13 protein-coding genes are annotated in these 17,032 nt (G+C 66.8%); 4 read left to right on the top strand and 9 right to left on the bottom strand.

What is annotated here, in order from left to right; translation table 11 throughout:
* Positions 1-11: 11 nt before the first annotated feature.
* The gene (locus B2R83_RS14515; RefSeq protein ID WP_292042607.1) at positions 12-635 is read left to right on the top strand and encodes a LysE family translocator; all 624 of its coding nucleotides are present in this window, start codon (positions 12-14) and stop codon (positions 633-635) included.
* A 134-nt stretch (positions 636-769) separates the two neighbouring features.
* On the opposite strand, the gene B2R83_RS14510 is transcribed toward B2R83_RS14515, so the two are convergent.
* Together B2R83_RS14510 and B2R83_RS14505 are read right to left on the bottom strand one after the other, a co-directional pair.
* The gene (locus B2R83_RS14510; protein WP_292042603.1) at positions 770-3,157 is read right to left on the bottom strand and encodes a TIM-barrel domain-containing protein; all 2,388 of its coding nucleotides are present in this window, start codon (positions 3,155-3,157) and stop codon (positions 770-772) included.
* A 288-nt stretch (positions 3,158-3,445) separates the two neighbouring features.
* Positions 3,446-4,399 (bottom strand): amidohydrolase family protein, encoded by a 954-nt coding sequence (locus B2R83_RS14505; protein ID WP_292042600.1) that lies wholly within the window; start codon positions 4,397-4,399, stop codon positions 3,446-3,448.
* A 163-nt stretch (positions 4,400-4,562) separates the two neighbouring features.
* Here B2R83_RS14505 and B2R83_RS14500 point away from each other — a divergent pair, with 163 nt between their 5' ends.
* A complete protein-coding gene (locus tag B2R83_RS14500) occupies positions 4,563-6,077 on the top strand; it encodes a peptide MFS transporter (protein WP_292042596.1) in 1,515 nt (504 codons plus the stop codon).
* A gap of 164 nt (positions 6,078-6,241) precedes the next feature.
* The gene (locus B2R83_RS14495; RefSeq protein ID WP_292042594.1) at positions 6,242-7,453 is read left to right on the top strand and encodes a pyridoxal phosphate-dependent aminotransferase; all 1,212 of its coding nucleotides are present in this window, start codon (positions 6,242-6,244) and stop codon (positions 7,451-7,453) included.
* Between the two features lie 7 nt (positions 7,454-7,460).
* Here B2R83_RS14495 and B2R83_RS14490 read toward each other — a convergent pair whose 3' ends face one another.
* The 3 genes from B2R83_RS14490 to B2R83_RS14480 are packed head-to-tail and all read right to left on the bottom strand — an operon-like array spanning position 7,461 to position 10,667.
* On the bottom strand, positions 7,461-8,789 hold the full coding sequence (locus B2R83_RS14490) for a hybrid sensor histidine kinase/response regulator (RefSeq protein WP_292042592.1): 1,329 nt from the start codon (positions 8,787-8,789) through the stop codon (positions 7,461-7,463).
* Positions 8,790-8,846: 57 nt separating this feature from the next.
* A complete protein-coding gene (locus tag B2R83_RS14485; protein WP_292042590.1) occupies positions 8,847-10,316 on the bottom strand; it encodes an ATPase domain-containing protein in 1,470 nt (489 codons plus the stop codon).
* On the bottom strand, positions 10,317-10,667 hold the full coding sequence (locus B2R83_RS14480; RefSeq protein WP_292042588.1) for a hypothetical protein: 351 nt from the start codon (positions 10,665-10,667) through the stop codon (positions 10,317-10,319).
* Between the two features lie 303 nt (positions 10,668-10,970).
* On the opposite strand from B2R83_RS14480, the gene B2R83_RS14475 reads away from it, so the two are divergent.
* Positions 10,971-12,716 carry a DUF885 domain-containing protein gene (locus B2R83_RS14475; RefSeq protein ID WP_292042585.1) on the top strand — a complete coding sequence of 582 codons (1,746 nt, stop codon included), beginning with the start codon at positions 10,971-10,973 and terminating at the stop codon, positions 12,714-12,716.
* A 52-nt stretch (positions 12,717-12,768) separates the two neighbouring features.
* On the opposite strand, the gene B2R83_RS14470 is transcribed toward B2R83_RS14475, so the two are convergent.
* From B2R83_RS14470 to ligA, 4 genes are read right to left on the bottom strand one after another with little or no spacing between them, the layout of a single operon-like run.
* Positions 12,769-13,248: a hypothetical protein gene (locus B2R83_RS14470; protein WP_292042583.1), complete on the bottom strand. Its 480-nt coding sequence runs from the start codon at positions 13,246-13,248 to the stop codon at positions 12,769-12,771.
* Positions 13,248-13,784, bottom strand: coding sequence for a peptide deformylase (def, locus tag B2R83_RS14465; RefSeq protein ID WP_292042580.1), 537 nt, complete (start codon positions 13,782-13,784; stop codon positions 13,248-13,250). The genes B2R83_RS14470 and def overlap by 1 nt, the downstream gene beginning before the upstream one ends.
* The gene (galU, locus tag B2R83_RS14460; RefSeq protein ID WP_292042577.1) at positions 13,781-14,674 is read right to left on the bottom strand and encodes a UTP--glucose-1-phosphate uridylyltransferase GalU; all 894 of its coding nucleotides are present in this window, start codon (positions 14,672-14,674) and stop codon (positions 13,781-13,783) included. The genes def and galU overlap by 4 nt, the downstream gene beginning before the upstream one ends.
* 14 nt (positions 14,675-14,688) lie before the next feature.
* Positions 14,689-17,025: an NAD-dependent DNA ligase LigA gene (ligA, locus tag B2R83_RS14455; protein ID WP_292042574.1), complete on the bottom strand. Its 2,337-nt coding sequence runs from the start codon at positions 17,023-17,025 to the stop codon at positions 14,689-14,691.
* Positions 17,026-17,032: the final 7 nt, after the last annotated feature.

Genomic DNA, 17,032 nt, shown 5'->3' with positions numbered 1-17,032 from the left:
CCCGTTCCACCATGCTCACGCCCGAACAATTCTTCGGCTTCCTCACCGCCGCCATCCTGATCACGCTCTCGCCCGGTCCCGACAACATGATGGTGCTGGGCGCCGGCATCGCCAAGGGACGGGCGCGCGGCATCGCCTTCGGCCTGGGCTGCGCGCTCGGCTGCCTGAACCACACGCTGCTGGCGGTGATCGGCGTGAGCGCCCTGATCGCGGCCTCGCCCATCGCCTTCACGGCGCTCAAGATCGCCGGTGGGCTTTACCTGATCTGGATGGGCATCGGGGCCTTGCGCAGCCGTGGCGCGGCGCAAATTACCGGCGGCGTGCCGGACGAGTCGGCGCGCCAGCTGTTCTTCAAGGGACTGCTGGCCAATGCGATCAACCCGAAGGTGGTGCTGTTCTTCCTCTCCTTCTTGCCGCAGTTCGTGGTGGCTTCGCGCGGAGATGCGAACTGGCAGATCGCCTGGTTGGGACTGATCTTTACCGTGCAGGCGGCCGTGCTGTTCGGGCTGCTGGGCTACTTTTCCGGCGCGATCGGACAGTGGCTGAACCGCACGCCGCGCGCCGGGATGTGGCTGGATCGGATTGCCGGCGCCATTTTCGTGGGCCTGGGCCTGCGCCTGATCGTAGCGCGCTGATACCGTCAATTTCGCCCCGCACCCAACGCCCGTCGTACCCGCGAAGGCGGGTACCCAATCTACGCTAGCGAATCGCGAACAAACTTAGGCTCCGGCCTGCGCCGGAGCGACGGTCTTGAGGGTGGTGGCCGGGATCAGAGCGTAATCGCCACCTTGCTTGCCGGCTGCTTGCGCGCCGCCAGCGGCACTTCCAGCAACTTGTGGCGGCTGTTCCAGGTGAAGGCCGCGGCACGACCGTCCACCGTCACCGCACGCGGCTTCTTCTCCACGTTGTGCACCTTGAGCGCGAAACCGCGCTCGGCAGGCAGCAGCGCCTTGCCGGTCTCGGTCTGCAGGCCGATCTCGAGCTTGCCGTTCGCATAGCTGCTGGCGAAGCGCACGATCTCGTACTTGCCCTTGGCGTAGGCATCGGCTGTTTCGCCGTCGTCATCGTACATCCTGCCCTCGCCGCTGGCGACGCTGGCGTCATGGTAGTAGTGCAGGTCGATGTGGCGCGTCGAGTAGTCGCGCGTGGTCTGCACGACCTTCGCCATCGGGATGAAGGCGCCGGCGCGCACGTACACCGGGATGTGCGCCTCTTCGGGCTTGACCACTTCAAGGATGCCGCCCCGGTGCTTCTCGCCGGTGTGGAAATCGAACCAGACACTGTCCTTGACCGGGAAGTGCACTTCCTTGCGGGTGGCGCCCGGCTCCACGATCGGCGCCACCAGGAAGTCACGGCCCCACAGATAGGTCGAGGACATCGTGGTCGCCTCGTCTTCCTCGAACAGCACCGGGCGCATCAAGGGCATGCCGGTCTGGCTGTTCTCGAAACCGAGCGTGTAGTTATACGGCAGCATGGCATAGCGCAGCCAGACCGCTTCGCGCGCCAGCACCTTGGTGCGCTCGGAGCGGAACACCGGTTCCGGCGCCACGTCGGACTGCGCGTGCGGGCGGAAGATCGGCTGGAACACGCCGTACTGCAGCCAGCGCACGTACAGTTCGTCGTCCAGCACCGGGCCCGCAAAACCGCCCAGGTCCGAGTGCATGTAGCCCAGGCCCTGCATGCCCATCTGGAGCGAGATCTCCATCTGCGATTGCAGGCCGCCCCAGCCGCGGCTGACGTCGCCCGACCACGGGATCATGCCGAAGCGCTGCGAGCCCGAGTAGCCGGCGCGCATCAGGATGAAGGGACGCTCGTTCGGGAAGTCCTTCCGGTAGCCTTCCGCGATCAGGCGCGCCCAGTCGTGTCCGTAGACGTTGTGGACCTGGTCGGCCGTCTTTCCGCCACCGTGCCGCACCCAGGACGGGTGCACTTCCGGCTCGCCCAGGTCGCCCCACCAGCCGCCCACGCCGCCGTTCTTGAGCTCCTTGTAGATGTTCCAGAACCAGTCGCGGCCCTGCTGGGTGTACAGGTCGACCAGGCCGGTGTTCCCGAAGTAGAAGTCGTAGGTGGCCGGCTTGCCGGCGGAATCAAGCGCCAGCACCTTGTGCTGCACCGCTGCCTGCCAGCGCGACGAGGTCGTCAGGACGAAAGGCTCGGTGATGACGATGGTCTTCACGCCCTTCTTGTCGAAGTCGGCCATCATCTTCTCGGCGGTCGGGAAGGTGTCGCGGTCCCAGGCCAGGTTGCCCATCGTGCCCTTGACCTCCTTGCCGAACCAGTACAGGTCGAGCACGACGGCGTCGAGCGGGATCTTCTCGGCGGCGAAACGGTCGACCACGGCGCGGGTCTCGGCCTCGCTCTTGTAGCCGAAGCGGCTCGCGAAGTTGCCGAAGGCCCAGCGCGGCGGCAGCGGCTGGCGTCCGGTCAGGCTCGTATAGTTGGCCATGACGTCCGCCCAGCTGTCGCCGGCCACCACCTGGTAGGTCTTGCGGCCGCCGATCACTTCGTAGCGCAGCGTGCCGTCCTTGCGGCTGTCGAAGTCGAGGAAGCCGACCTGCGGGTTGTCGAAGTGGATCGCATATTTTTTCGAGGACAGCGCGACCGGGATCGTGTAGTTGAGCAGTGTCGACGTCTTGCCGTAGCCGTAGTCGGCCTTGTTGTAGAGCTGGAAGCGGTTGCCGCGGCGGTTCATCCCGACCGCGCGCGCGCCGGCGCCGTACAGGGCCTCGCCGTCGTCCAGCGCGAACTCGATGGTCTCGAACTTGTCGCCCTTGGCGTAACCGCCCTTCTCCGCCACCAGCGGCTTGCCCTGGTACAGGTAGCTGATGCGGAAGGGCTTGCGGTCGACCACGACCGTGATTCCCGGGGTGGCGAATTCGATCCGGTTCGCTTCGGCCTTGAGGCTGGCCTGGATGCCGGCGGGCGGCAGCACTACCGCGTGCGAGGCCGGGTCGTGCTGCTGGCCCTTCGGGATAAATGTAGTCTCGACTACATGGGCCGAGTAGGGCTTGATCAGGTAGCGGCCGTCACTGGTGGCCAGCTCCAGCGTGTTCTGGTTGAGGGTATGGCCTTGCAGCTGGCGCTCGGCATTCTGTGCGTGAGCGACAGGGCTGGCCATCACGCACAGGAGAAGCCGGGCGATCGTGGTTTTCGTCATGGGGTCTCGGTTGTTGTCGTTGGTTGCAACCGAGAGCATGACAGAAATTCGCCTGCTGAAAAAGTGGCAATGTAATTAAATTACAGCCGCGTCGGCGAATCCCGCTTAGAACCTATCCCAGCAGGGAGGAGGAAGTTGGTGGCGATGCATGGCAAGCGCGGGCAAGGCGTGAGGAGGCCGCATGGCGAGCCATGCAACGACGAGGTAGCATGGCATGGGATGCCATGCTACACAGCACCCGCTTGTCAGGCGCGCCAACAACGACTCAATCCCTACTGGGATAGGTTCCTAGCGCAGGTAGGACATCACGTTGTTCGCCACCCGCGCCGCTTCGGCATCGGTGAGCGGCAGGCTGCGGAAGGCCGCCCAGGCATCGCGCGGACGCACGTCCGTGCCGATCTCGGTGTCGGAGCCGTACAGCACCCGCTCCATGCCGACCTGGCGCAGGCGCCGCACCAGGCGGCGCGCGTCGGCGGCCGTCAGGCCGGGGCGGGCGAAGGCCGTGACGTCGACCCAGACGTGGCGCATGCGCGGATCCCGGCGCGCAGCGGCATCGGCCAGCACCGCCAGCGCGGCCAGCTGCGCGGAAGCGTTGCGCGCCCCGGGTTTGTCGCCCGTATACGCCACCTGGACCGGAACGTCGGGCGCATGCGGCAACAGCTGCTCGAGCAGCAGGCGCGCCTCGGGCACGCCGGTCTCCTGCAGCTGCAGGACGATCGCCATGCCGCGCGCATTGGCCGAGCGGAACACGCGGCGCAAGCGCTCGACCTGATGCGGGTCGTCCAGCAGGGCGCCGCCTGAAGCCGGCTGCAGCTTGATGCCGCGCCCGAACTCCGGGCTGGCGGCGCAGCGCGCCAGTTCGGCCAGCGCATAGTCCCTGAGCGGGTCCACGCTGCACAGCGCCACCAGGCGCTCGGGATATTCGGCGGCCTGGCGCGCGGCCCAGTCGTTCTCGGCGCGCACCCGCGCATACTCTTCCGCGAGCGAGCGCGCCGGCTGTCCGTAGACATAGGCGACCGACAGCACGGCGGCGCGTTCGATGCCGGCCGCATCGAGCTGCGGGATCAGGTCCTGCGCCGACACCGGATGCATGGCGCTGGTGGCCGACATGAAGGCCGCTGCCGCCGGGCTGTAGACATACTGGTGGTGGTCGGCCACCGGCATCGCCGCGGGAGCGGCGCTTGCCACGCCGCTCCAGGCCAGCGCCGCAGCGGCGCACCACAGGACGGGAAGACGCTTCATACATATACCTCGCGCGAATAACGCCGGCTCGTTTGAGCCAGGCAAAACGCCATGTTATCGCATTGGCAGCAACGCCTGTCAAGATTGCATCTTCCATGCGCCTGGCGTAGCATCGCCCGATCCGTGCCGGCATTTCCGCCGCCCGTCCTTACAAGGGAGAGACATGAAGAACGACATGCCGCCACAAGCGGCCCACCCCGTGAGCCAGACCCGCTCCTTCCTCACGATCGCGCTGATCGAACTGTGGGAGCGCTTCGGCTACTACGGCATGCAGGCGCTGATCGTGTATTTCATGGTGCAGCGGCTCGGCTTCGAGGACAGCCGCGCCAACCTGGTCTGGGGCGCGGCCGCCGCCCTGATCTACGTGGCCCCGGCCATCGGCGGCTGGATCGGCGACAAGGTGCTGGGCACGCGGCGCTGCATGATCCTGGGCGCGCTCATCCTCACCCTCGGCTACGCCCTGATGGCGGTGCCGACCACCAACACCTGGATGACCTTTTCCGCGCTGGGCGTGATCGTGGTCGGCAACGGCCTGTTTAAGCCCAATACCGCCAACCTGGTGCGCAAGATCTACGAGGGCGACGATTCCAAGATCGACAGCGCCTTCACCATCTATTACATGGCGGTGAACGTCGGCTCGACCTTCTCGATGCTGGCCACGCCCTGGATCAAGGACTACGTCAACGCGGCCTACGGCGGCAACCTGGGCTGGCACGTGGCCTTCGCGGTGTGCAGCGTCGGCCTGACGGTCGGCCTGTTGACGGTCGGCCTGCTGCGCAAGACCATCGGCCACATCGGCTCGCCGCCGGACGCGGAGCCGCTGCGCGTGAACCGCCTGCTGGCGGTGCTGGCGGGCGGCGTGGTGGCCGTCGCCGCCTCGGCCGTCATCCTCGAGTACCGCGACCTGGCGCGCGCCTTCGTGTACGTGGCCGGCTTCGTCGTGCTCGGCATCTTCGTCCACCTGATCCGCAGCAGCCAGCCGAACGAGCGCGCCGGCCTGATCGCGGCCCTGGTATTGACCTTGCAGACCGTGTTCTTCTTCATCTTCTACCAGCAGATGTCGACCTCGCTGTCGCTGTTCGCCCTGCGTAACGTCGACCTTGAGTTCACCGTGTTCGGCGCCCACCTGTGGACCTGGTCGCCGGCCCAGTTCCAGGCGCTCAACGCGATCTGGATCATGGTCCTGAGCCCGGTGCTGGCCCTGCTCTACACCCGCGCCGGCAACAGCGGCAAGGACCTGTCGATCGCCGCCAAGTTCGCGCTCGGCTTCGCCGTGGTGGCAGCCGGCTTCTTCACCTACGGCGTGGCCGGCGCGTTTGCCGTGAACGGCCTGACCTCGTCGTGGATCATGATCGCCGGCTACGGCCTGTACTCGCTGGGCGAGCTCCTGGTGAGCGGCCTGGGCCTGGCCATGATCGCCCGCTACGTGCCGGCGCGCATGGGCGGCTTCATGATGGGCGCCTATTTCGTCGCCGTCGGCATTTCGCAGTACCTGGGCGGCGTGGTGGCGAACCTGGCCGCGGTGCCGCAGGGCATGACCGATCCGCTGCAGACGCTGCCGGTCTACACCGGGCTGTTCAACAAGCTGGGCATCGCGGCGATCGGCTGCACGCTGATTGCGCTGGCGGCGCTGCCGCTGATGCGCAGGCTGACGGCGACGCATCACGCGCACCAGTGATCCTGACTTACCACGGGCCTGTAGGGTGGGCGGCTCTGCCGCCCACGCGGTGATAGTTAACAGTAAAGTACGTGTTCAGGCCGATCCAGCTCGGTTTGAACGCGTGGGCGGGAAACCCGCCCACCCTACGGTATCATTGCGGATCAGATTTTACGGATTCCGGCATGTCTACCACTTCCCCCACCGACACCCAGGCCCTGCGCGCCCTCCAGGTCGCCCAGCGCGTCCACGCCATCGAACCCTTCCGCGTCATGGAAATGGTCAAGGCCGCCGGCGAAATGAAGCGCAGCGGCATCGACGTCATCAGCATGAGCGTCGGCGAGCCCGATTTCACCGCCCCGGACATCGTCGCCCATGCGGCCATGGAAGCCATCAAGGGCGGCGTCACCCAATACACCGATTCGCTCGGCCTGCGCGAGCTGCGCGAGGCGATCTCCGGCCATTACGCCGCCACCCACGGGCTCGACATCGACCCGCGCCGCATCGTCATCACCGCCGGCGCCTCGGCCGGCCTGCTGCTGGCCTGCGCCGCCCTGGTGGCCGATGGCGACGAGGTCCTGATGCCGGACCCCTGCTATCCCTGCAACCGCCATTTCGTATCAAGCTTCGGCGGCAAGCCGGTGCTGGTGCCGGCGGGCAGCGAAGAGCGCTACCAGCTGAGTGCCGCCCACGTCGAAGGACACTGGAACGAACGCACGCGCGGCGTGCTGGTCGCCTCGCCCTCGAACCCGACCGGCACCTCGATGACGCCGGAACAGCTGCGCGGCATGCTGGCCGCCGTCCGCGCACGCGGCGGCTTCGCCATCATCGACGAGATCTACCAGGGCCTGTCCTACGACCACAAGCCGGTCAGCGCCCTCGCCTTCGACCCGAACGTCATCACCGTCAACAGCTTCTCGAAATACTTCAGCATGACCGGCTGGCGCCTCGGCTGGCTGGTGGTGCCCGAAAGCCTGGTGGCGACCTTCGAAAAGCTGGCGCAGAACCTGTTCATCTGCGCCCCGACCGTGGCCCAGCAGGCCGCCCTGGCCTGCTTCACCCATGAAGCGCTCGCCATCTTTGAGGAGCGCCGCCGCGAATTCCAGCGCCGCCGCGATTTCCTGGTGCCGGTCCTGCGCGAGCTCGGCTTCGGGGTGCCGGTGATGCCGGACGGCGCCTTCTACGTGTATGCCGACATCGCGGCCCTGCCGCATGCGCATGCCGGCGACAGCACCGCCTTTGCCTGGTCGGTGCTGCGCGACGCGCATGTGGCGATCGTACCGGGGGATGATTTCGGTTTTGCCGCGCCGGCAAGGCACGTGCGCTTCTCGTACGCGACGCGCCTGGAGCGCATCGAGGAAGCGATCGGGCGCCTGGCGCGCGTGCTCGGCCGCTAAGGCAGGCTCAGGCCACGCGAATCTCGCGCGCCTCGCCGACCAGCTCGAGCAGCACGTCGGGCGCGGCCGGCTTGACCAGGTAGCGGTCGAAACCCGCGCCGAATGCACGCTCGCGGTCCTCGCCCTGGCCGTAGCCGGACAGGGCGATCGCAAACGGGGCGCGCCCGTGCGGCGGTTCACGGCGCAGCTGCGCCATGATTTCCAGGCCATCCATGCCCGGCAGGCCGATGTCGCAGATCAGGATGTCGTAGCGGCGTGCCTGCGCTGCCTCCAGGCCGGCGCGGCCCTCATAGGCGACGGCGACTTCATGGCCGGCCAGTTCGAGCAGCGTGCGCAGGGTATCGCAGGCATCCACGTTGTCTTCGATGAGCAGGATGCGGCAGGCGCCGTCCGCGGCGCTCGGCTCGGCCGGCATCTCCACCACCGGCGCAGCCGCGCTGGACAGCGGCAGGCGGACCGTGAAGTTGCTGCCCTTCCCTTCGCCGGCGCTGTCGGCCGTGACGCTTCCGCCATGCATGCCGACCAGGTTGCGCACCACGTTCAGGCCGATACCGAGGCCGCCCTCCGAGCGGGCCAGCGAACGCGGCCCCTGGATGAACAGGTTGAAGACCTGGGGCAGCATCTCGGGGGCGATCCCGGAACCGTTGTCGCTCACCGCGACCACCACTTCCTCGTCCGCGCGCCAGGCGCGCAGCACGATGTGGCCGCCGTCGCTCGTGTACTTGGACGCATTGCCGAGCAGGTTGGCGAACACCTGGGTCAGGCGTACCGGGTCGCCGTCGATGGTGAGCACCTCGTCGGGCAGCTCGACATCGAGGCGCTGGCCGCGGTCGCGGATGCGCGGCGCCACCGTTTCAACCGCCTGGTCGATGGCGCCGGCCAGCGCCATCGGGCGCACCGACAGGGTGATCTTGCCGCTGCTGATGCGCGCGGCGTCGAGCAGGTCGTCGAGCAGGCGCGCCATGTGGTCGACCTGGCGCCTGACCACGCCGGCGACGTGGGCCAGCTGGGGCGAGGATCCACCGACGCTTCCCATCAGGCTGGCCGCCATGCTCAGCGGCGCCAGCGGATTGCGCAGCTCGTGCGCCAGCATGGCGAGGAATTCGGTCTGGCGCCGGTTGGTGGCTTCGGCCAGGTCGCGCAGCGACTGGGCGCTGACGGTGGCCATGACCAGGTGCTGGTTGGCTTCGCGCAGCTGCTCGACCTGGGCTTCGAGCAGGGTGTGCTCGCGCGCCAGCACGCGGGCCTGCGAGAGCTCGGCTTCGAGGACGGCGATGCGTTGCTGCAGTTCCTGCTCGCGCAGCAGCCCGCCAAAGGAAAGATTGTCATCGCCCATCAGGGAACGTTGTTCAGAGCCGGCATTGGATTCATTAAACGTCCCCATGATGGTGTCTCATTCGTCGGACTTCACGCCGCCGACGCGCCCGTACAGCACACCGTTGACCTGCGCGGGGATCGGGTCGATCTCGATCCCGTCGTCCGTGATCCAGTATTCGCGCAAATCGTGGCTGTGGCTGGAACCCCGCACCTTGACAATGGAAATGAAGCGCTTCACGTGCCCGTCTTCTTCGGCGTAGCGCATGGCCACGATCGCGTCGGTCAGGTAGGCCATGTCGGCGCGCGCGTGATTCATGTCGACCGAGCGGTCGTCCAGGCCCACTGTCACCAGCGAGGACACGCCTCGCTTGGCCAGGCTGCTGAGGATACGGAACACGCCCTCGCGCAGGTCGCGCCGGCATTCCGGCGCCAGGTAGAGGCTGAATTCCGACAGCGAATCGATCACGACCCGGCGCGCACCGGTACGCTCGATCGCGGCCAGCAGGTCGTCCTCGAACTCCTCGGCCGTCATGTCGATCTGGCGGCTCTCCACCACGGCGACCTGGCCGGACTGGATCATGCCGGCAAGTTCGGCGTTGCGCAGGCGCGCCGTGCCCTTCTCGAAGCACATGATCACGCCCTTCTCGCCCAGGTCGACGCCGGCGCGCAGGAACTTCGACCCCATGATGGTCTTGCCGCAGCCGGTCGGGCCGATCGCCAGCATCGAATGGCCCTGGGGCAGGCCGCCGTGCAGCATCTCGTCCAGGCCCGGCGTGCCGGTCGGGATGCGGCGCGGCTCGCGGTCCACCGGCACGCCCGGTTCGCGGTCGTCCGCCAGCGGCGGCAGCAGGCGCGGATAGATGCGCACGCCGTCATCGGTGATGCGGAAAGTATGCGAACCCGACATGTGGGCCTGGCCGCGCATCTTGACGATGCGGATCTTGCGCACCACGGCATTGCGATCGTGCTGCTGGCTCATGGCGATCATGCCGTCGGCGACGGTCGTGATCGGGTTGGCTTCGACCTCGTTGTGCTGGTATTCGCCGATCAGGAAGGTGGTGGCCATCCAGCTGGTCATGCGGGTGCCGAGTTCCTGGACGAAGAACTGCAGGTCGCTCATGCCCTCGATGCCGCCCTTGCCGGTCTGGATCACGGAGCGGAAGGAATCCACGAACACCAGGCTGGGCGCGAAATCCTCGACCTCCTGGGTGATGCGCTCAAGGACGCCGCTGAAGTCGCCTGCGCGCAGGTCGGCGGCCAGGTTGACGTAGCGGATCGAGGTATTGACCTTGTCGGTATCGAAGAACGAATATTGCTGCTGGTAGCGCAGCATCTTCAGCGGCGGCTCGCCCAGCACGGTGAAGAACAGGGCGCGGTGCTCGGGATTCGCGAGGGCGAACATGATCTGGTGTGCCAGCGTCGTCTTGCCGCAGCCGGGCGCTCCGGTGATCAGGTTGAAGGAAAACTCGTTCAGCCCACCGCCCAGGAGTACATCGAGGCCCGGCACGCCGGTGGCCAATTTTCCCAAGCTTACTTTGTCGCTCATTTATTTCTGCTCCTGTGCATTCTTCTGCTGGCCCGACGCCGTGTCCGTAGTGGCCGTGGCGGATTCCAGCAGTCGCTGGGTCAGCCTCTCTCCGATTAGTGCGGCAAGTAACTGGGTAAAAGTCTGGAGCAAGGCCTCGTTGGCCGCGGCGGCGCGTTCTGCGTCGACCAGGACCATGCGTTCCTCCAGGGAGGTAAAGAGCTGTTCCGGCGCCCTGCAGGGGTGCTGGGGCGCGAGCCATGCATGGTCGGGGCCGATCACATGGACGGCACGGCCAAACAGGGCGCAAAAGCCACTTTCCCCAATCAGTGGGCAGAGATGCTGGGCGATCCGCCGCCAGGGCAGCAGCAAGGCTCTGCTCCCAGCGGATGGGTCCGGTGCGCCCGTACTATTCGTCATGTCTTCGTCGTTGAACAATGAATGCCGCTGGTGGTTGCGTAGGTCTGATGGGCTGGCGCTGGCCCGCAGCGGGGACGAATGAACGGATGCCCCGGTGCATTGGACATTATAGCGTGTCGCTCTAGCAAACTGGAAAAATCGCCTGGGTTCGTCGAGAAACATGTTCAGTAGTGTCAATTCGGCCCAAGCCCGCTATAGAATAGCCCTCGCCGAGCAATGCTGCTCATCATTAGCGGGTGAACGATGGAAAAAAAATTGGGTGCCGTCCTGTCGACGGCCTGTGTCGTACTGGCCGTGGCGATGTCGCCGGCGCAGGCCGCAACGAGCGCCGATGCGCGCTTCAAGACAATCTACACGAAAGAGTGGAAATGGCGCGTCACGGAACGGCTCGCCCGTGCCGAGGACGAGCGTGGCGTCAGCGCGAGCATCGCGCGTGTCGATGCTGCTGCGCAAGAAGCGCGGCGCCGCTACTGGGAAGGCATCCTGAAGGAACTCGACAGTATCAAGCCGGCCGAGCTGTCGCCGGATGAGCGCATCAACTTCGCCGTCTACCGGGCCCAGATTGCGGCGCTGGCCGACGCGCTGCGCTTCCGCGAGTACGAACAGCCGGTCAACGCCGACAGCGCGTTCTGGACCAACGTCACCTTCGGCGCGCGCCGTCCCTTCAAGACGCTCGAGGACTACCGCAACTACCTGAAACAGCTGGCCGCCCTGCCCGATTATTTCGAGCAGGAGACCGCCAACATGCGCGCCGGCCTGGCGCGCGGCTTCACGCCGCCGCAGGTCACGCTGAAGGGCCGCGACGTGGCGCTGGTGCCGATCGCCGAGGCCAAGACCCCGGAAGAAACGGTCTTCTTCACGCCGTTCAAGAACTTCCCGGCCGCCGTGCCGGCAGCCGAGCAGGAGGCGCTGCGCGCCCAGGCAGCAAGCGTGATCCGCGAGCAGGTCCAGCCGGCGTATGCGAAAGTGCTGGCCTTTTTCCGCACCGAATACCTGCCGAAGGCCCGGACCACGCTGGCCGCCGAAAGCATGCCCGGCGGGAAAGCCTACTACCAGTCGAAGATCGTCGAATTCACCACCACGAGCATGACGGCGGACCAGATCCACGCCGTCGGCCTGGCCGAGATGGCGAAGATCCGCGCCGAAATGCACGAGACCATGAAAAAGGTGGACTTCAAGGGCGACCTGCCGGCCTTCCTGGCTTTCCTGCGCACCGACCCGCAGTTCTACGCGAAGACGCCCAAGGAACTGCTGATGCACGCGGCCTGGACTGCCAAGAAGTTCGACGCCAAGGCCGACCAGTATTTCGGCTACCTGCCGCGCCGCCGCTTCGCGATCCTGCCGGTGCCGGACGACCAGGCGCCCTTCTACACCGCCGGCCGAGGCGGCGCCGGCTCGTACTGGGTCAATACCTACAACCTGCCGGCGCGCGCGCTCTACAGCCTGCCGGCGCTGACCCTGCACGAATCGGCGCCCGGCCACGCCTTCCAGATGCCGGTGGCGCTGGAACAGAAAGGCGTGCCGAACTTCCGCCGCGCCTACATCTCGGCCTTCGGCGAAGGCTGGGCCCTGTATTCGGAACGCCTGGGCGTGGAGATGGGCATCTACGAGACGCCCTACGAACATTTCGGCATGCTGAGCTACCAGGCCTGGCGCGCCTCGCGCCTGGTGGTCGATACCGGCATCCACGCCAAGGGCTGGACCCGCGAGCAGGCCCAGGCTTACCTGATGGAGAACACGGCGCTGGCCAGGCACGAAGTCGAGACCGAAGTGGACCGCTACATCTCCTGGCCGGGCCAGGCGCTGTCCTATTACCTGGGACAGATGGCGATCCAGGAGGCGCGGGCGCGGGCCGAGAAGGCGCTGGGGGCGAAGTTCGACATCCGGAACTTCCACGATACGGTGCTGCAGCTGGGGTCGGTGCCGCTGCCGGTGCTGCAGCAGCGCATCGATGCCTTCATTGCGGATGGGGGCAAGAGCCCTTACCCCAAGGAGTTGTAATTATCGTAGGGTGGGCGGGGGAAAAGAGTCCAGTGGACTCTTTTCCCGCCCCCTACAACAGCTTGAACTTGAGCTGGAACGACACCCCGCCATACAGCCGATCCTTGTACGACGGGATAATGCCGACGTTGAGGCCCACCCGCTGGTACTCGTAGGTCAGCGTCGGAATCGCCGCCGGGAACCAGCCGCCGTCGCGCATGTTCGGATAGCCGTCGAAGGCCGCGATCGCCAGCCCGAGGCGCACTGGCCCCAGCGCATACGGCTGCCAGATCACCCCCGCATAATTCGACCATCGGCGGTCGCTGTTGTAGAAGCGCCCGAGCGTGGCGGCCGTGGCGCCATTGAAGCGGTACTCGGCGCCGAGGCCCTTGTTGGCGCCGTTCAGGTCCTTGTCGCTGTCGAAGTGGGCGGTGGCAAAGCCGGTGTCGAGCCAGAATTCGCTCCTGGGCGCCGTGTCGATCTTCGTCAACAGATCATCGGCCTGGGCCAGGGGCGCCGCCAGCGCCAGCAGGGAAAGAAAGAGGACACGCATCAGTCGTCGGCCTTCGGATCGAGGTCGGGGAACATCACGTCGGTGAAGCCGAAGCGGGAGAAGTCGCGGATCCGCATCGGGTACAGGATGCCGTGCAGGTGGTCCACCTCGTGCTGCACCACGCGCGCATGGAAGCCTTCGGCGTCGCGGCGAATCGGCTTGCCGTACTGGTCGAAGCCTTCGTAATGCAGCTTCGTATGGCGCGGTACGCTGCCGCGCAGGCCGGGCACCGACAGGCAGCCCTCGAAGCCCTCTTCCATTTCTTCGGACAAGGGCGTGAGGACGGGATTGATCAGGACCGTCTCCGGCACCGGCGCGGCATCCGGATAGCGCCCGTTCTTCCCGAAGCCATAGATCACCAGCTGCAGGTTGACGCCGATCTGCGGCGCCGCCAGGCCTGCGCCATTGGCGGCGTGCATGGTCTCGAACATGTCAAGGACCAGGGCGTGCAGCTCGGGCGTGTCGAATTCGCGCACGGGTTCGGCCGCGCGCAGCAGGCGCGGGTCACCCATGCGCAGGATGGGGCGCACGCTCACCGCAGCTTGTCCTGGTCGCACAGCGCCGCGAGGTGGGCGCGGAAGCCGGCGGCGGTTTCCGGATGCTTCAGGCCGATCGCGGTGGTCGCTTCCAGGTAGCCGAGCTTGGAGCCGCAGTCGTAGCGCTGGCCGTCGTAGCGGTAGGCCAGCACGCGCTCGGCCTGCATCAGCGCGGCGATGCCGTCGGTCAGCTGGATCTCGCCGCCGGCGCCGGTGCCGAGGTTCTCGAGGTAGTCGAAGATCGAGCCCGACAGCACGTAACGGCCGACCACCGCCAGCGTCGACGGCGCCAGTTCCGGAGCCGGCTTCTCGACGATGTCCGACACCAGCTCAAGGTTCGGGCGGTAGCTCGATGCGCTGACGATGCCGTACTGGCGCGTGTTCTCGCGCGGGACGTCCTGCACCGCCAGGATGCTGGAGCGCTCGTAGGCATACAGGTCGGTCATCTGGGCCAGCACCGGTTTCTTGCCGGCATCGGTATCCATGAAGTCGTCCGCCAGCAGCACGGCGAAGGGCTCGTTGCCCACCACCGGGCGGGCGCACAGGACCGCATGGCCCAGGCCCAGCGGCGCCGACTGGCGGATGTAGATGCAGTTGACGTTCTTCGGGATGACCCCGCGCACCGTCTCGAGCAGGGCTTCCTTGCCGGCCGCTTCCAGCACCGACTCGAGCTCGTAGGCCTTGTCGAAGTGGTCCTCGATCGCGCGCTTGTTGCGGCCGGTGATGAAGACCAGTTCGGTGATGCCCGCCGCCACGGCTTCTTCCACGGCGTACTGGATCAGCGGTTTGTCCACGATCGGCAGCATCTCCTTCGGCTGCGCCTTGGTGGCGGGAAGGAAGCGGCTGCCGAGGCCGGCGACCGGGAAGACGGCTTTGCGAATCAGGCTCATGTTTTTTTACTCTTTCAAGAATTGAGCAGCGCTAGCAGGCCTGCTTCGTCAAGGATGGAAACACCGAGTTCTTCCGCCTTGGCGAGCTTGCTGCCCGCCTCGGCGCCGGCCACGACGTAGGAAGTCTTCTTCGATACCGAGCCCGACACCTTGCCGCCGGCCGCCTCGATCAGGGCGCCCGCAGCCTCGCGGCTCATGGTCGGCAAGGTCCCGGTCAGCACGAAGGTCTTGCCGGCAAGGATGCCCTCGGCGGCGGCCTGTTCCGGCAGCTGGGCCAGCAGTTCGGCGCGCAGCCGGGCCAGTGCGGCGAGCTGCTCGCGATGGCCCGGCTGCGCCATCCATTCCTCGAGCGCGGCGGCGACCGTTGCCGGCAGGCCGAACACGCCGAACACGTTCAGGTGCGCCAGCGACTCCAGGGTCTGGCCGGCGGCAAGCAACTGGCGCGCACGCGGCTCGGTCAGTTTCGGGATACCCAGCGCCGCCAGCAGGTTGACCTCTTCCAGCTTCTCGCGCAGCTGCGCGCGCGGCGGATGCTCGCCCCGCGGCGCCACGCCGGCTGCGAGGAGCGCGTCGATCTCGCGCTGGTTCTTTTCTTCCGCAAAGAACTCGGCAATCGCTTCGGCCACGGTGCCGCCGATGTCGGGCAGCACGCGCAGCAGCGCCGCCGGAGCCTGGCGCACCAGCTCGAAGCGTCCCAGCCAGTCGGCCAGGGTCTTGGCGGTCGACTCGCCCACGTGGCGGATGCCGAGCGCGAACAGCAGGCGTTCCAATGGCGGATTCTTGCTGGCCGCGATGGCAGCGAGCAGGTTGTCGGCCCACTTGGTGGCGACCTTGCCCTGCTTGACGGTCTCCGGTGTCGTGCCGTCGCGCTCGTCGGCCAGGCGTTTCATCTTGAGCAGGTCGTCAAGCGTGAGCTTGTACAGGTCCGCCACGCCGTGGATCAGGCTGCATTCGACCAGGCTGTCGATGTAGCGGTCGCCCAGGCCTTCGATGTCCATCATGCGCCGGCCCGCAAAATGCCGGATGGCTTCCTTGCGCTGCGCGGCGCAGGTCAGCCCGCCCGAGCAGCGCGCCACCGCCTCGCCTTCTTCGCGCACCACGTGCGAGCCGCACACCGGGCAGGTGTCCGGCAGCTTGTAAGGCAGCGGCTCCGGGCTTGGACGGCGCTCCAGCACCACGGACAGCACTTCGGGAATGACGTCGCCGGCGCGGCGCACGATCACGGTGTCGCCCACGCGCACGTCCTTGCGCAGCACCTCGTCCTCGTTGTGCAGGGTGGCGTTGGTGACGGTCACCCCGCCCACCGAGACGGGAACCAGGCGCGCCACCGGCGTGATGGCGCCGGTACGGCCGACCTGCACGTCGATCGCCGACACCTCGGTCAGCGCTTCCTCGGCCGGGAACTTGTGGGCCAGCGCGAAGCGCGGCGCGCGCGACACGAAGCCGAGCTGGGCCTGGTCGGCCACGCGGTCGACCTTGTACACCACGCCGTCGATCTCATACGGCAGGCCGGCGCGGCGTTCGCCGATGCTGCGGTAGTAGCCGAGCAGGCCTTCGCAACCGGTGACCACCGCGCGCTCTTTCGACACCGGCAGGCCGAGGCGGTCGAACCAGTCGAGCACCGCCGAATGCGATTCCGGCAGCTCGGCGCCCGCCAAGAAGCCGATGCCGTAGGCGAAGAAGCGCAACTTGCGCTGTGCCGTGATGCGCGCGTCCAGCTGGCGCAGGCTGCCCGCGGCCGCGTTGCGCGGGTTGGCGAATTCCTTGTGTCCGGCGTCGCGCTGGCGCCCGTTCAAGCGATTGAAATCGTCCTTGAACATCAGCACTTCGCCGCGCACTTCCAGCACGGCAGGGACATCGTCGCCATGCAGGCGCAGCGGAATGACCCTGACGGTGCGGATATTGGCCGTCACGTCCTCGCCGGTGTAGCCGTCGCCGCGGGTGGCGGCCTGCACGAACACGCCGTTCTCGTAGCGCAGGCTGATCGCCAGGCCGTCGAACTTCAGTTCGGCCGAATAGCCCACCTGCTTCGCTTCCAGGCCTTCGCGCACGCGGCGGTCGAAGTTCTCGACGTCTTCGTCCATGAAACCGTTGTTCAGCGAGAGCATCGGCACCGAGTGCGTCACCTGCTTGAACTCGGGGATCGGCGCGGCGCCCACGCGCGAGGTCGGCGAGTCGTTGCTCACCGCCTGGGGATGCGCGCTTTCCAGGTCTTGCAGTTCCTTGAACAGGCGGTCGTACTCGGCGTCCGGGATGGTCGGCGCATCGAGCACGTGGTAGTTGTAGATGTGGCGGTTCAGCTCCTTGACCAGCCAAGCCATCCGGTCGAGGACTTCCTGTGGCACCGTCATGCTCGCC

Origin of the sequence: Massilia sp. UBA6681, assembly GCF_002454935.1 — a bacterium.
Classification (GTDB): domain Bacteria; phylum Pseudomonadota; class Gammaproteobacteria; order Burkholderiales; family Burkholderiaceae_D; genus Telluria; species Telluria varians.
The sequence above is the reverse complement of the archived record's forward strand: the minus strand, read 5'-3'. Positions and strand labels throughout refer to the sequence as shown.

Excerpts from the sequence above, each read along its gene's own strand:
- B2R83_RS14515 (WP_292042607.1), top strand. The coding sequence starts at position 12 with ATGCTCACGCCCGAACAATTCTTCGGCTTCCTCACCGCCGCCATCCTG.
- B2R83_RS14510 (WP_292042603.1), bottom strand. The coding sequence starts at position 3,157 with ATGACGAAAACCACGATCGCCCGGCTTCTCCTGTGCGTGATGGCCAGC.
- B2R83_RS14505 (WP_292042600.1), bottom strand. The coding sequence starts at position 4,399 with ATGAAGCGTCTTCCCGTCCTGTGGTGCGCCGCTGCGGCGCTGGCCTGG.
- B2R83_RS14500 (WP_292042596.1), top strand. The coding sequence starts at position 4,563 with ATGAAGAACGACATGCCGCCACAAGCGGCCCACCCCGTGAGCCAGACC.
- B2R83_RS14495 (WP_292042594.1), top strand. The coding sequence starts at position 6,242 with ATGTCTACCACTTCCCCCACCGACACCCAGGCCCTGCGCGCCCTCCAG.
- B2R83_RS14490 (WP_292042592.1), bottom strand. The coding sequence starts at position 8,789 with ATGGGCGATGACAATCTTTCCTTTGGCGGGCTGCTGCGCGAGCAGGAA.
- B2R83_RS14485 (WP_292042590.1), bottom strand. The coding sequence starts at position 10,316 with ATGAGCGACAAAGTAAGCTTGGGAAAATTGGCCACCGGCGTGCCGGGC.
- B2R83_RS14470 (WP_292042583.1), bottom strand. The coding sequence starts at position 13,248 with ATGCGTGTCCTCTTTCTTTCCCTGCTGGCGCTGGCGGCGCCCCTGGCC.
- galU (WP_292042577.1), bottom strand. The coding sequence starts at position 14,674 with ATGAGCCTGATTCGCAAAGCCGTCTTCCCGGTCGCCGGCCTCGGCAGC.
- ligA (WP_292042574.1), bottom strand. The coding sequence starts at position 17,025 with ATGACGGTGCCACAGGAAGTCCTCGACCGGATGGCTTGGCTGGTCAAG.